Consider the following 13938-nt stretch of genomic DNA (forward strand, 5'->3'; position numbering starts at 1 on the left):
TCACGGGCGCGGCTCTGGCTTTAGTACGCCGCGTAGCTTATGCGGCACGTTCGCCTCGAACCATTCGGCTACCGGTTCCAGCGCGGGATGCGCGAGATCGCGGTGGAGCAGACCCCACATGCGCGGCAGATAGTCGAGATAACGTGGCTTGCCGTCCCGCTGGCACAGACGCGTGAAAATGCCAATGATCTTCGCGTTTCGTTGTGCGCCAAGCACTGCATAGGCCGCATCGAAATCGGGCGAGACCGGTGCCACGCTCTTGTAGTGCGCCAGCATCGTTGCCTCGGTCATGACCGATACATCGCGGCGGGCATCCTGCAGCAGGGAAACAAGATCATAAGCGGGATGCCCGGCAAGGGCGTCCTGAAAGTCGAGCAGACCCAGACCATGGCTGCGCTCCGCGTCAGGCAACAGCATGATGTTTTCGGCGTGATAGTCCCGCAGCACCGTCACGGGCGGCGCGGCGTCATTTTCCACGACCGGCAGTACCGCTTCCCACGCCTCGACATAGCCGACCATGTTTACGTCCAGCCCGGCAGCAGGGCAGAACCATTCCGTAAGCAGGTTCACCTCGCGCAGATACACCTCGCGGTCATAGCGCGGGACGTCACATGGCGGCAGCTTGTGAATTTCGGCCAGCACATCCACGGCACGGCGATAGATGCCGTGCTCATCCTGAGGCGCGTGATCGAGATGATCGCGGACCCGCTCGTCGCCAAAGTCCTCCAGCAGAACCAGTCCCTGGTCCAGATCACGCGCCAAAATCTCCGGAGCGGCGAAACCGTGACCGCTGAGCCATTCACCCACTGCGATGAACGGGCGCGGGTCTTCGTGGGGCGGCGGGGCATCCATCAGCACGGCTCGCTTCTCTCCGTCGGTAACCCGAAAATAGCGGCGGAAAGAGGCGTCACCCGCCAGCGGCGCGATCCGCGCCCCTTCCCATCCGGCGGAGGCGAGGAAGGCCGGTGCGCTCGCAGGCGGCGTCATATCGGAAGCTTTTGCCATCGCCGCTCCCAAGCGTCCGGCACGCGGGCTGTCAAGCCACGACCGCCGGCCGGTTCCGGCGCCAGGCTCAGGTGGAGTGCATGGGCTATCAGCGCCGCGCCGCCATGCTCGGGCCATTCCACGAGAACCGCTCCATCCGCCAGCCAGTCCGAGAGGCCCAGTTCCTCAACATCTTCCGGGGATTCGATCCGATAAAGATCGACATGGGCGACGGCCAGGCGCAGTTCGGGCGGCTCATAGCCCTGCAGGATCGCGAAGGTTGGGCTCGGTGCCTCACCCGCATAGCCAAGACCGCGCAGAATTCCCCGTGCCAGCGTGGTTTTTCCGGCCCCCAGTCCACCGGAAAGCGCAATCATATCCCCAGCGCTGACGAGTTGCGCCAGCTCCTCGCCAAAGGCCTCAAGGCTGGCTGCATCCTTAAAGAGCATCAGCCGATCACTCGCGTGGCAGTTCGATTGTCACGGCAGTGCCCTGCCCCGGTTCGGAAATGAGGCTCACCGTCCCGCCATGCGCTTCGATGAACTGCCGGACCAGCGGCAGGCCCAGCCCGGCAGCCTCGCCGCCAGCACCCCGGCCCAGACGTGCAAAGCTGTCGAATAGGCGTGCTTGCAGCTTGTTCTCGATACCCGGCCCATTGTCGGAGATGACAATCCGCGCGGTCTGGACCGTCCCATCGCCATGGACGAGCACACGTCCGTTCTGGCCGACAAAGCGCACGGCATTGTCGATCAGATGGCCAACCGCTTGCCGTATTCGCCGCTCGTCTCCGGTCACGGAGCCGATGCTCGGGGCGATCGACTCGACGATCGTCACGTCCCGTTCCACCGCCGCTGCTTCGAATCCGGCGGCAGCCTCGTGTAGCAATGCACCGAGATCCACCGGGCGGCGCTCGATCGGCAGGCCACCCGCCGCGCCTTGCGTCAGGTCGAGCACATTGTCGATCAGCCCGGCAAGCCGGTCTGTGCTCTGCATGATCGCGCCCAGATATTCCTTCGCGGTCTCGCCCAGTTCCCCGGCATAGCCGGACTGCATCATCTCCGCGAAACCGGCGATGGACGTCAGCGGCGTGCGCAGTTCGTAGCTCATGTTCGAGACAAACGCCGATTTAACGCGGTCGGCCTCTTCCAGCGCTTCGTTGCGGTCGCGCAGCGCCTGCTCGATCCGGCGGCTGTCGGAGATATCCAGCATGAGGAAGAGGGCGTTTCCGTCCGGCAGCGGAATCGCCGCGAACTCGAAATAGCGCCCGTCCGCGAAGGCGATACGCCCGCCGCGTTGGCGGCGATCCACCGTCGCAGCGCGGATCAGCTGGTGGACGAGGCCCGATTGCTGCGGTCGCGCAAGCCGAGGCGCTAGGCTCTGCATCAGTTCGTCCACACGCGGATGTTGTGCCAGGACCATTTCCTGTGCCTGCCAGATTTGCCGGAAGCGGCTGTTCCACATGTGGAGCCGCCCATCCGCCGCGAACACGGCAATCGCCTCGAAGAGATTGTCCAGCGTCGCGGTCCGCACACGCAGCAGCGTGTCGCGCGCGGAGGAAAGCTGGACCTGCTCGGTCCTGTCCTCGAAGATGAGGAGCAGGCCCCCGTCCGGCAGTGGCTGCGCATAGACGCGCAAATGCACGCCATCGCGAAGCAGCCAGTTCTCCTCCACCGCATGCGGAGAGGTGAACCACTGGCGACGCTCCTCGCGCCAGGCCTGGAAGTCCGGCGTGTGAGGAACCGCGCCCGATTCCCGCATCGCGTCCAGCACGCGATTGAACTCGGTTTCGGACAGCACGGAATCATGTTTGAGGCCGAAGATGCTCATGAAGGGCTGATTGCAGAAGCGAAGCCGCTGGTCAGACCCGAACTGCGCAACGCCGGCCGACAGCCTGTCGAGCATGTCCCGGTGCGCCTGCGCAGTGTGCCGAAGCTCCGCGCGCGCCTCCTCCAGCTCGTGCATGTCGATGGCGTAGCCGGCCACGCCCACAGCGCCCAGTGGCACATCGACCACCCGCATCAGCCGCCGCTTGCCGTCGATCGTGACCGGAACCATCCGCGCGGAAGTCTCACCCACTTTCCCGGCAGCCGAGGCCGCGGCTGCGGGGGTCACGCCGTCCATCGCCTCGATCAGCTCAATCCCCTGTGAGACGACATCATCGGCCGATGGTGCATCTACGGCGCGAACATAAGCCGTGTTGACGAGGCTGAGCCCGCCGTCCGGGGCGCGATGCCAGATCGGCATCGGCGCAGCCTCGATCACGCCGGAGAGTGCCTCAAGCGCCGCACGATAGCGCGCCCCCTGCTCCTGCAAATCCTCGATCATCGACTGACTCTCAGTCATGTCGAAGATCCAGAGCACGATCGCCCCAGGCCCGGACAGATCCGAGCTTGCAGGCTGTCCGCGCACGAGCAGCGACCGGCTGGAACCGACGGCACGCACCGGGATCGCGAATGTCTTGCCGCCCCGCTGTGCAGCCTTGATCTCAGCGGCGAGTGCGTGCGCGCGGTCCGGCTCCAGGCCTCCGTCCTCCGCAATCAGTTCGGAGACGAAGCCGGGGACTCTGCCCTGCCCCAGCCAGCTTGCCAGCCGGTCCGGCGCTTCGATGCGCCCGTCCGGGAGGACGATCACGGGGATTGCGGGAGCCGACTGCAGCAGATCGGCCAGCCTGTCGGCCTGCATGCGCGCATGTCTCGCGGATCGCCGCATGGCGAGGCCGCTCCACAGGGCCCATAGCGCCACGGCCAGCCACAGCGCCAGCACTGCTCCCAGCAGCGCCATCATGATGGGCGAAAGCGCGATCACGCCGCTCGATTACGGTCGATTGCGGTTTGGCACAAGCGCCCACGAAACCGCAGCGGAAAGCCCGGTGGGTGCTCACCGTCAAACGCGCAACACGCGCAGGGCAACGGGGCATGGCAGGCGATGGTCATTCCCACTTCGGAACAGCGTTTATCGGGACGCTAGTGAAAGAGTCCGCACTTGGCTATCGTGGCCGGCGAAAAAGGGTCGCCAGAATCATGCGCTCGGGGAAAAAGACTTTAATCTTCATATTGCTGGTATGCGCATTTAGGTGCCCAGCCCACGCCGCCGAGCCGCCTTTCTCAAGCCAGGCGAGCACGCCGATCCCCTCGGGAGCGGAGAGCTCATCACGTGCCGTCGCTCTCATGGTCGGCCGCATTGCAAGCTTCACGCGCTGGCCCCAGAATCTAGGCCGCCTGCTGGTTTGCGTGGTAGGGCCTGCACGTTTTGGGGGTGCCCTCGCGCAAAGTGGGGAGACAGCAAATCGGCCTGTTTCGGTGCGTTCCCTTACCGCGCCCAGCGCGTCCGCGCTCGATGGATGCAATATCGTTTATCTGGGCTCGATCTATATGAGTTCTTTGGCGCCGGGTCAGGCCTGGCGAGTTCTGTCCCCGCTTCGTGGGCAGCCTGTCTTGTCTATTGCGGAGGCGGACCCGGGATGTCGCTCGGGCGCCATGTTCTGCCTTCAGGTTGCGGCTGACCGCTTGTCGTTCCTGCTCAATATCGATGCCATCGCGCGCAGTCCCTTGCGTGTCGATCCACGTGTGCTCCGCCTGGCCCAGTTCCACGAGGAAGAGCCATGAGCAACGCCCGTCGCTCGCTCTCGCTCCGCTATGTTCTGGCGCTGGTCCACATGCGGGTCACGCTGTTCGCGATCAGCATGGCGATCATCACCATTTCGGCCATCGGCTTCGCGACGATATTGCGTTATGCCGAGCAAAATCAGGATCTGGTCGCCGAAACTGCCTCCTATGTCGCTGCGCCGGCTGTCGTCTTCCGGGATCCTGCGGCCACGCACGCGATTATCGCGCCTCTGTTGAGCCGCCGGGGCGTTGCGCGGATCGATGTCCTCGTCGAGGGCAAACCCTTTGCCTCCGCCAACGACCCGCGCCGCGCGCCGTCCAATGTCTTCGAGCGACAGTTGGCGAGTTATTTCTTTCTGCATCCGCACAGCCGCCTCATCGAGCATCAGGGGCAGGTCATCGGCGAGATCCAAGTGTTCATCGACGTCGAGGAGATCGCGGGCTATGTCCTCACTGCTCTCGCCGGTGGGCTCAGTTGCCTCCTGCTCACAGCCATCGCAACAGCCCTGCTCGCGCGTCGGCTGAGTGCCAATGTCATTCAACCGCTCGAAGCGATCAGCCAGGTGGCGCACCGGGTTCGGTCCGAGCGCTGCTTCGATTTGCGCGCGCCATCTGCTTCTATTCACGAGATCGATGCGCTGGGCGCGGATTTCAACTCCCTCATAGCCGAGATGGAACGCTGGGACACGCGGCTGCGCACCGAGAATGAAGAACTCAGCCATCGCGCCACGCATGACAGCCTCACTCAGCTTCCCAACCGGCGAGCCTTCGAGTGGCGGCTTGCTTCCGCGATCGCGGAGGCCGGGCGCGCGAACCAGACGTTTGCCGTGATGTTCATCGACGGAGATCACTTCAAGGAGATCAACGATCAGCTGGGCCATCGCAGTGGCGATGCCGTGCTGATGAGCATCGCGGATCGTCTGACACGGTCCATTCAGCCGGAAGACACGGCAGCGAGGCTGGGCGGTGACGAGTTCGCCGTCATTCTCGCGCCTCCCAGAGATGGCGATGGCGTGGACCGGGTGCTTGAGGAGATCCGGACCCGGATGAGCGAACCGGTCAGCCTGCCTGACGGCAACCGAATCACGATCAGTGTGTCCGTGGGTGTTGCGATCTTTCCACAGGACGGGGCGAATACGACCGAGCTTCTCGCCAGAGCGGATGCGGCCATGTATGCCTATAAATCAAGAACAAGGCAGATTGGGAAACAGGGACGCCGATGAAATCAGCAGTTATGAAAGCCGCTGCGATCTCGTTATCGCTGCTGGCGGCTGCATGCGCCGCAACTCCTCGTCCGGCACCACTTTTCACGCCCCAGCAGGAGGCCGTGCTGCGCGCTAACCGCTTTGTGGAAACAGACAGAGGTTGGGAGTTTTCGGCGAACGACAAGCTCCTGTTCCCCTTTGACGATAGCAAGCTGAAAGCGGACCAGGTCCCTGTTCTGCAGGCTATCGCCGGCAGGCTGGACGCCGTCGCGATCATGCATGCAACAGTAGAGGGCCATACTGATGCGACAGGAACAGCCGCCTATAATGAGCAGCTTTCCATCCGTCGCGCCGGAGCCGTCGCGGAGGCGCTCATCTCGGGCGGTTTCAGTCGCGAGGGGATAAAGGTGGAGGGGCTTGGCTCACGCTATCCCGTGGAATCCAACGATACACGCCAAGGCCGCGAGGAGAACCGCCGCGTAGTCATCCTCATCACGACGCCGTAAGACCGCAAGACTGATCGGGCTAGCAAATAGCGCCTCTGGAAATCCTGGGTGCGAAGCATTGCCAGAAATCGTCATGCGGAACGTGTTTCAGCACCAGCGCACTTTTAACGCCCGTATCTATACTGAGGATAGCTGTCCGGCCTGATCCAGCACGAACTCAGTTCGCAAAAGCATGACGGGAAGTCTCCCGGGCTGATCCCGGAAAACTGCCCGTCTAAGAGTGCTGGCGCCGATTAGCGCCGGTTATCTCGCGATCTTAATAGCGATAATGGTCCGGTTTGAATGGACCCTGCGGCGTCACGCCGATATAGGCCGCCTGCTTTTCGGTCAGCTTGGAGAGCTTCACGCCCAGCTTCTCGAGGTGCAATGCGGCGACCTTCTCGTCGAGGTGCTTGGGCAGCACATAGACGTCGTTCTTGTAATTCTCGCTCTTCGAAAAAAGCTCGATCTGCGCCAGCACCTGATTGGTGAAGCTCGACGACATGACGAAGCTGGGGTGGCCCGTTGCACAGCCCAGGTTCACCAGACGCCCCTTGGCGAGCATGATGATCTTCTTGCCATCGGGGAACTCAACCTCGTCGACCTGCGGCTTGATCTCGGTCCACTTCATGTTGCTGAGCGCCGCGATCTGGATCTCGCTGTCGAAGTGGCCGATGTTGCAGACGATAGCCATGTTCTTCATCGCGCGCATGTGGTCGAGGGTGATGATGTCCTCGTTGCCGGTCGCCGTCACGAAGATGTCCGCGCGAGTAGCGGCCTCTTCCATGGTCACGACTTCATAGCCTTCCATGGCGGCTTGCAGCGCGCAGATTGGGTCGATTTCGGTCACGAGCACGCGCGCGCCACCATTGCGGAGCGACGCAGCGCTGCCCTTGCCGACATCGCCGAAGCCGGCGACGCAGGCGACCTTGCCGGCCAGCATCACGTCCGTCGCGCGACGGATGGCGTCCACGAGGGACTCCTTGCAGCCATAGAGATTGTCGAACTTAGACTTGGTGACACTGTCGTTCACGTTGATCGCCGGGAAAGGCAGCTTGCCCTTCTTGGCCAGCTCATAGAGCCGGTGAACGCCCGTGGTGGTCTCTTCTGACACGCCCTTGATCGCCGTGACCGTCTTGGTGAGGTAACCCGGACGCTCGGCAAGGAAGCGCTTGAGCGTTGCGACGAAAATCGTCTCTTCCTCGTTCGAAGGCGTGAAGAGCTCTTCGCCTGCCTCGACGCGTGCGCCCCACAGCGCGAACATCGTGGCGTCGCCGCCATCATCCAGGATCATGTTGCAGGTCGTGTCCTGACCCCAGTCGAAGATGCGGATCACATAGTCCCAATATTCTTCAAGGCTCTCGCCCTTGATCGCGAACACGGGGATGCCCCGCGCGGCAATCGCGGCGGCGGCGTGATCCTGGGTCGAATAGATATTGCAGGTCGCCCAGCGCAGTTCGGCGCCCAGCTCAGCTAACGTCTCGATCAGCACGGCGGTCTGAATCGTCATGTGCAGCGAGCCCGTAATGCGCGCGCCCTTGAGCGGCTTGGAGGCGCCGAACTCCTGACGAAGGGCCATGAGGCCGGGCATTTCGGTCTCTGCGATCTCGATCTCTTTGCGGCCGAAGCCGGCGAGGGAAATGTCGGCGATCACATAGTCAGTGGCTTTGTCAGCAACGGCCGTGGCCATGGGGAAGCTCCTTGAACGTCTCTGGGGTGACGACAGCCTGCAAAGCAATAAGGCCCGTCGCGGATGCGGACGGGCCTTAGCAACGCCTTCGCGGCATAGCAAATATAAAGAATTCTTTATGTGTCGTTCCAGTTGGTCCGGGCGAGCGTCAGGCCGGGAGCGGTATCGCCGAACCCGACGACGTGTCTCAACTCAACCTCGGCTCCTATTCTCCTGCGCGTACAGTGGCTTGCGCGATATGGACCTGTGGCGCGCAACGCTGACCCGGAAGCGGCGGCTCCATGCCGTTCCGCGGCGCCAGCGCGACGAGGCTTTCCCGGCTGGACGGCATCGTCGCGGCATCACGGGCCATTGCGCGCAGCTCTTCGCAATCCGTCACCGCCCCGCCATTGCCGAACTGGTTGGCCATCACCGTGCCGAACCGGTCATAGGCATCGAGCGCCGCACGCCCGCCCATATAGCCGTTCATATGCGCCCGGATCTGGTCGTTAAGGACTGTAAGCGTCGCGCGATGACGCACAACGAAGCTATTGTAATCAGGTACGATATCGACGCCCTTTGCCTGACATCTAAGAGCCGAGACCATCAGCATGATGTCAAACTGGCGCACCTGCGCCGCCTCTGTCACGCGTTCGTGCCAACAGCTCTGGGCGAGCGCCGGCTGCGCGAGCCCGATGAGCATCGGGACGCCCGCAATGCTCCGTGCGGCACGCGCCGCAACCCCTGCCCTGATTGTCATTGCCACCCCAATTCCCCCATTCGACAGTCACAAATAGCCACCGAATGGTCAGAGATTGGGGAGCCGTGCTTTCATCCTGCTTTCCAGGCGGTGTTAACACGGCGTTCAACTGAATCGTCAGCGAAACCAGCCCGTTGATTGTTGGATCAGTTCGGGGCCGTTTCGTCTTGAAAATATTCTGTTTTGTCTTGATCCTGGACACAAGCGAGGCATTTCGGACCACTGTCTTGTTGTGGACATGATTGAGGGGCTAATTTCGCCGCATGTCGGAAAGCTCGAAACCGCGATGTATCGCGATCTACAATCTCAAGGGCGGGGTGGGTAAGACCACCCTTTCCGTCAATCTCGCCTGGGCATCTGCCACTCTTTCCGCCCGGCGGACGCTGCTCTGGGATCTCGATCCACAGGCGGGGTCCAGCTGGCTGCTCAGCGACGATAACGGCCGGGACAAAGCTCGCGCCGTCTTCTCTCGCGACATTGATGCGGAACGGCTGATTTCCGCCACTGACTATGATCGTCTCGACCTCCTCGCTGCCGATGCATCCTTGCGCGGACTGGATCGGCTGCTTTTCGATTTAGGCAAGCGCAAGCGCCTCCAGCGCCTTATCGAAGGGCTGCGCGGCCGTTATGAGCGCGTGCTTCTCGATTGCCCGCCCGGTCTCACAGAAACGAGCGAGCAGGTGCTTCGCGCCGCGGATATCGTGGTAGTTCCGGTGGTCCCCTCCCCGCTCGCCGAGCGGGCACTTCATGAAGTCGTCGCGCATTTCGCCGGCTCGGGCCAGCGCCATCCGCCGATCCTTCCCGTGCTTTCTATGGTGGATTTGCGTCGCGGTCGCCATCGCGAGGCCGTGGCGGAGCATCCCGACTGGCCGATGGTGACTTATTCAAGCCTCGTCGAGCAAATGGCTGTCCGCCGCGCCCCGCTCGGAGCGTTCGCGAGCCGATCGCCCCAAAGCGAACAAGTCGCACTTCTCTGGCGCGGTATCGAGAAGCGGCTGAACCAGCTCTAAGTTAGCGAGTTACGCGACGGCGTTCTGTCTCATCATCGGAGGGAACAGGCCGCGCGCGTCGATTGCCGGCATCGGCCGGCCGAAATAATATCCCTGCATCTTGAAGCAGCCCAACTGCTTCAGCAGCAGATATTCCTGCTCTGTTTCGACACCTTCGGCTGTCGTCATCATGTCGAGGCTCTCGGCCATCGCTACAACCGCGCGCACGATCGCGAGGCTTTCAGCGCGATTGGCCGCCACGCCCTGCACGAATGCACGGTCGATCTTGATCGTATTGAACCGCGTTCGAGAGAGATAGCCGAGGGACGAATATCCTGTCCCGAAATCGTCGAGACTCAGGCGAACGCCCAGCGCAATCAGGCGATCCAGCAACTGGATCGCACCCGTTCCTTCGCGCAGAAACACGCTTTCGGTAACCTCGAGTTCCAGTCGATCAGGGGCCAGGCCGCTATGCGCCAGTGCCTGAATCACGGTCTCAAGGAACTCGGGGTCGTAGAGCTGTTCGGAGGAGACGTTGACCGCCAGACGAACGTCTTGCGGCCAGTACATCGCCTCATGGCACGCTGTCCGCAGCACCCAGTTCCCTATGGACGCAATGAGGCGCGCTTCCTCCGCAACGGGAATGAATTTGCTCGGAGGAATATGACCGAGATCCGGATGAACCCACCGCACGAGCGCCTCGAACCCGGTCACTTCTTCTGATCGCGCGTCCACGACAGGTTGATAGACGAGATGCAGCTGATCCTTCTCCAGCGCACCACGCAAAGCAATTTCGAGCAGGCGACGCTCCTCAGCGTCGGCATGGAGCGAAGGCACGTAGGCGAAATGCTTGCCTCCGCCCTCATCCTTGGCACGATACATGGCGAGATCCGCGCTACGAATGAGCGTTTCTGCCGTTTTCCCGTCTTGTGGCGCGCAGGCAGACCCGACGCTTGCCCCGATGAACAGCGTGTGTGTATCGACCTGATAGGGTCGGGAAACCGCCTCTATGATGGCGAGCGCGAGCTGCTCAATGTACAAGGGGTCCGGAATAGAACGCAGGACGACCGCGAATTCGTCTCCGCCCAGTCTCCCGCATATCTCTTCGCTGGAGCAGACCTTCCGCAGCCTTGCCGCGACCTGCGCAAGCAGTTGATCGCCCACCAGATGGCCGAGCGTGTCATTGACTGACTTGAAGCGGTCGAGATCGATCATCAAGAAGCCGCAAAGCCTATTCTGGTCGCTGACGCTGTTGGTCGCCCGGGCCAGCTCCTCGGTCAGCTTCAAGCGGTTCGGCAGATTGGTGAGCATATCAAAATGCGCCAGCTGCGCTATCCGCTCGGCCGACTCCTTCTGAGCGGTTATATCCGCCCCGACACCGCGAAATCCGAGAAACACCCCTTTCTCGTCCACGCGCGGGGATGCCGAAACCTCCCACCAGCGCCGCCTGCCGTTGATCATGATCGGCAGGAAAATATCCGAGAAAGCCGAGCGGCTTTTGAGCTTTTCGGCCAGCAGGTGAAGCGCGGCGTCGAAGGCGCCCGTATTCCAATCTGGCCCTGCGAAGATCTCCAGCACGGATCGACCCTCAATCTCGGACACCTCACGTTCGAGGGCGCGCGCGAGTGAAGGCGACACATCGCACAACCGACGCGACGCGTCCGTCTGCCAAAGCCATCCCGCCCCTTCCAGATCATGCTCCTTGAGAAGCATGCTCACCAACTCCCGATTTTCGGCGAGTTGGTCGGAGGTCATGAATTGCTCGGCAAATTTCTGTGCTTGCTGAAGAGATGCCACCAGCAGCAACAGTCCATAGACCAGCACGATCCCCGCGAGCAACGGATTGACCTGTTGCGACATCATCCAGACGGAGCTGCCGCCAACGGAAAGAATAAATGCCGTGGAGCTCAGAGGCGTGGACTGATAACTAATTGCGAGTGCTGCCATCATGCAGCTTGTCATGGCCCAGAGTCCGACGACCTGCACCGGGGCGGCATCATCCGCCAGGGCGACCATAGGGAACGCCCATGCAATACCCATGAGTAAGCTGGCTAGCCCGTGGCTTCGGACTTCCTTCCGACTCGCATGGCCATAGTCTGTGGCAGCCAGCCGTCGGTGCATCGTCATCGGCCAGATCAAGGTCAAGATCGCAGCGCTGGTCCAGAGGACAAGAAGCCAGCGAGGCTGGCTGTCAGCGAAAAGGGCGTCGACAAAGAAGATCGAAATAAGCGCCAGCGCCAGCCGCAAGCCGATAAGCTGGTGGGCCTGCCGCAGCTGCAATCCCGTGAGGCGCGCTTCGAGGTCGATCGGCAGGCCGCCGGCTCCCATCAGAGCCGGCAGAGACAGCTTTATCGATGACCCATGATCGGGACGAGAGATTTCCAGTCGATCAGTCACGCGCCTCCTTTAGAGGCATGATCCTTATCAACTCGTAAGCGCGCTTCCCTCTCGCACAAATTTCACGCAGCGATATCGTAAGGGATGATCTCGCCTTCCAGATAGAGCTTGCGGGCCTTGGACCGACTGAGCTTGCCCGAACTTGTGCGTGGAAGCGTGCGCGGCGGCACCAGTTCGACGACGCAGTTCATGCCGGTAATGGAGCGTACCCGCTCGCGAATATCATCCCTCAGTCGCGCACGCTCGGCATTGTCGGATATGCGGCAATGCACCAGAACGGCCGGCGCTTCCTCGCCCCCGGGCGTGGTGATGGCAAAGGCGGCTATGTCGCCCTGCTTGAATCCCGGAAGCTGCTCCACCGCCCACTCGATATCCTGCGGCCAATGGTTCTTGCCGTTGACGATAATCATGTCTTTGGCTCGGCCCACGATATAGAGATAACCGTCGGACAGATACCCCATGTCGCCGGTGTCGAGCCAGCCATCGCTCATGCAGGCAGCTGTCGCTTCCTCATCCCGGAAGTACCCGACCATCAGACTCGATCCGCTCGTCCAGACCTTGCCGATGGTCTTGTCCGGAACAAGGGCCCCGAAATCGTCCCGAATCTCCACTTTCATGCCCATTACGGGTTTGCCGCAATTCACGATCGCCCGGTAGCGCTGCGGCCGGTCCTGCGGCGCGTCTCCGCCGGAAAGCTCGGTCTCCTCGACAAGTTCCACCACGATGCCTTCGCCTGGCGGCATGATTGTGACCGCAAGAGTCGCTTCCGCCAGGCCGTAGCTTGGCAAAAATGCGCTGGGGCTGAATCCTGCTTCTGCAAAAGCGTCGACGAATTCCTGCATCACGTCGGGCCGAATCATATCCGCGCCGTTGCCGGCGAGCCGCCAACGTGAAAGATCGAATCGCTCGGACGCCCGGGTCTGGCTGGACATGCGCCGTGCGCAGATGTCGTAGCCAAAGGTCGGAGAATAGCTCACCGACGTTCCTTCGTTCCGGCTGATAAGATCCAGCCATGCGAGAGGACGCCGGGCAAAATCCTCTGTCTTGAGATAATCGGTCGAAACCTGATTGGCGACGACGGACAGGAAGCATCCGACGAGGCCCATATCATGATACCAGGGGAGCCAGCTGATGCAGCGATCGGTCTCGACCAGCCGCATACCGTTGCTATGGGCCGCGAGATTCGCAAGGAGCGCGCGATGGGTTACCGCCACCCCATGAGGAAAGCGGGTCGAGCCGCTGGAATATTGCAGGTAGCAAACCTCATCCGGCAAGGCGACCGGAAGCGGGCTATCGCTTGTCGGCCCGTTGAGTAAGGCCTCGAAGGTCATGCCCTTGACGCCCTGCTTCTCGGCAGCCGCGCTCGCCATTTCGGAAAGTTCGGCCGGGAAAAGAAACAAGCTGGGATCGCTGCTCGAAAGCTGGACGGCCAGCTGATCTATATAACCTTCCTTGCCGCCGAAACTCGTGGGCAAGGGGAGTGGAACCGGCCATGCCCCGGCGTAAACCACTCCGAAAAAGAGCTGAGCAAACTCCGGGCCCGTCTCTGCAACAAGGGCAATGCGGTCCTTGGGTCTGACGCCCTGTGCGAGAAGACGCTGCGCGGCCGCCAACGCGTCGCTCCGCATCTCCCGATAGGGATATGCTTTCGACAAATTGCCGCGCGCGTCATGAAAATTGAGTCCTCGCTCACCTTGCGCTGCGTAATCCAGTGCTTCGCCAAGTGTCGCAAAATCCGCGAATCGGCGCGGGAGCGCGTCAGTCGTCGCGGTTGGCTGCATGTCGTGACCCTTCATTCTTCTATATTGCCCGTCAACTTACCGGAAGCGGCAGCTTTCGATCAG

General features: G+C 61.9%; 11 protein-coding genes. 4 read left to right on the forward strand and 7 right to left on the reverse strand.

The window, feature by feature from the left end; all coding sequences use genetic code 11:
- The 3 genes from ACNAOH_RS01700 to ACNAOH_RS01710 are packed head-to-tail and all read right to left on the reverse strand — an operon-like array spanning nt 1 to nt 3786.
- On the reverse strand, nt 1–987 hold the full coding sequence (locus ACNAOH_RS01700) for an aminoglycoside phosphotransferase family protein (protein ID WP_443972022.1): 987 nt from the start codon (nt 985–987) through the stop codon (nt 1–3).
- A complete protein-coding gene (tsaE, locus tag ACNAOH_RS01705) occupies nt 984–1433 on the reverse strand; it encodes a tRNA (adenosine(37)-N6)-threonylcarbamoyltransferase complex ATPase subunit type 1 TsaE (protein WP_443971055.1) in 450 nt (149 codons plus the stop codon). The genes ACNAOH_RS01700 and tsaE overlap by 4 nt, the downstream gene beginning before the upstream one ends.
- Nucleotides 1434–1440: 7 nt before the next feature.
- Nucleotides 1441–3786 carry a PAS-domain containing protein gene (locus ACNAOH_RS01710; RefSeq protein WP_443972023.1) on the reverse strand — a complete coding sequence of 782 codons (2346 nt, stop codon included), beginning with the start codon at nt 3784–3786 and terminating at the stop codon, nt 1441–1443.
- A gap of 365 nt (nt 3787–4151) precedes the next feature.
- Between ACNAOH_RS01710 and ACNAOH_RS01715 the strand changes: the two genes are divergently transcribed.
- The 3 genes from ACNAOH_RS01715 to ACNAOH_RS01725 are packed head-to-tail and all read left to right on the forward strand — an operon-like array spanning nt 4152 to nt 6300.
- Complete coding sequence (locus ACNAOH_RS01715) at nt 4152–4589, forward strand: YfiR family protein (protein WP_443971056.1); 438 nt, start codon at nt 4152–4154, stop codon at nt 4587–4589.
- The gene (locus ACNAOH_RS01720) at nt 4586–5812 is read left to right on the forward strand and encodes a diguanylate cyclase domain-containing protein (protein WP_443971057.1); all 1227 of its coding nucleotides are present in this window, start codon (nt 4586–4588) and stop codon (nt 5810–5812) included. The genes ACNAOH_RS01715 and ACNAOH_RS01720 overlap by 4 nt, the downstream gene beginning before the upstream one ends.
- The gene (locus tag ACNAOH_RS01725) at nt 5809–6300 is read left to right on the forward strand and encodes an OmpA family protein (RefSeq protein ID WP_443971058.1); all 492 of its coding nucleotides are present in this window, start codon (nt 5809–5811) and stop codon (nt 6298–6300) included. The genes ACNAOH_RS01720 and ACNAOH_RS01725 overlap by 4 nt, the downstream gene beginning before the upstream one ends.
- A 256-nt stretch (nt 6301–6556) precedes the next feature.
- On the opposite strand, the gene ahcY is transcribed toward ACNAOH_RS01725, so the two are convergent.
- Nucleotides 6557–7969, reverse strand: a complete 1413-nt coding sequence (gene ahcY / locus ACNAOH_RS01730; RefSeq protein ID WP_443971059.1) for an adenosylhomocysteinase — start codon at nt 7967–7969, stop codon at nt 6557–6559.
- A gap of 205 nt (nt 7970–8174) precedes the next feature.
- Entirely contained in the window at nt 8175–8708 is a 534-nt protein-coding gene (locus tag ACNAOH_RS01735; RefSeq protein WP_443971060.1) for a hypothetical protein, read from the reverse strand.
- 263 nt (nt 8709–8971) lie between these two features.
- On the opposite strand from ACNAOH_RS01735, the gene ACNAOH_RS01740 reads away from it, so the two are divergent.
- Nucleotides 8972–9718, forward strand: coding sequence for a ParA family protein (locus ACNAOH_RS01740; protein ID WP_443971061.1), 747 nt, complete (start codon nt 8972–8974; stop codon nt 9716–9718).
- A gap of 9 nt (nt 9719–9727) precedes the next feature.
- On the opposite strand, the gene ACNAOH_RS01745 is transcribed toward ACNAOH_RS01740, so the two are convergent.
- Together ACNAOH_RS01745 and ACNAOH_RS01750 are read right to left on the reverse strand one after the other, a co-directional pair.
- The gene (locus ACNAOH_RS01745; protein ID WP_443971062.1) at nt 9728–12094 is read right to left on the reverse strand and encodes a putative bifunctional diguanylate cyclase/phosphodiesterase; all 2367 of its coding nucleotides are present in this window, start codon (nt 12092–12094) and stop codon (nt 9728–9730) included.
- Nucleotides 12095–12156: 62 nt separating this feature from the next.
- Complete coding sequence (locus ACNAOH_RS01750) at nt 12157–13875, reverse strand: fatty acyl-AMP ligase (protein ID WP_443971063.1); 1719 nt, start codon at nt 13873–13875, stop codon at nt 12157–12159.
- Nucleotides 13876–13938: the final 63 nt, after the last annotated feature.

Source organism: Sphingobium sp. CR28, assembly GCF_052327305.1.
In the GTDB taxonomy this organism is placed as follows: domain Bacteria; phylum Pseudomonadota; class Alphaproteobacteria; order Sphingomonadales; family Sphingomonadaceae; genus Sphingobium.

Coding starts and splice junctions, on each gene's coding strand:
- ACNAOH_RS01735 (WP_443971060.1), bottom strand. CDS start 8,708: ATGACAATCAGGGCAGGGGTTGCGGCGCGTGCCGCACGGAGCATTGCG.
- tsaE (WP_443971055.1), bottom strand. CDS start 1,433: ATGCTCTTTAAGGATGCAGCCAGCCTTGAGGCCTTTGGCGAGGAGCTG.
- ACNAOH_RS01740 (WP_443971061.1), top strand. CDS start 8,972: ATGTCGGAAAGCTCGAAACCGCGATGTATCGCGATCTACAATCTCAAG.
- ACNAOH_RS01715 (WP_443971056.1), top strand. CDS start 4,152: ATGGTCGGCCGCATTGCAAGCTTCACGCGCTGGCCCCAGAATCTAGGC.
- ACNAOH_RS01700 (WP_443972022.1), bottom strand. CDS start 987: ATGACGCCGCCTGCGAGCGCACCGGCCTTCCTCGCCTCCGCCGGATGG.
- ACNAOH_RS01720 (WP_443971057.1), top strand. CDS start 4,586: ATGAGCAACGCCCGTCGCTCGCTCTCGCTCCGCTATGTTCTGGCGCTG.
- ahcY (WP_443971059.1), bottom strand. CDS start 7,969: ATGGCCACGGCCGTTGCTGACAAAGCCACTGACTATGTGATCGCCGAC.
- ACNAOH_RS01750 (WP_443971063.1), bottom strand. CDS start 13,875: ATGCAGCCAACCGCGACGACTGACGCGCTCCCGCGCCGATTCGCGGAT.
- ACNAOH_RS01725 (WP_443971058.1), top strand. CDS start 5,809: ATGAAATCAGCAGTTATGAAAGCCGCTGCGATCTCGTTATCGCTGCTG.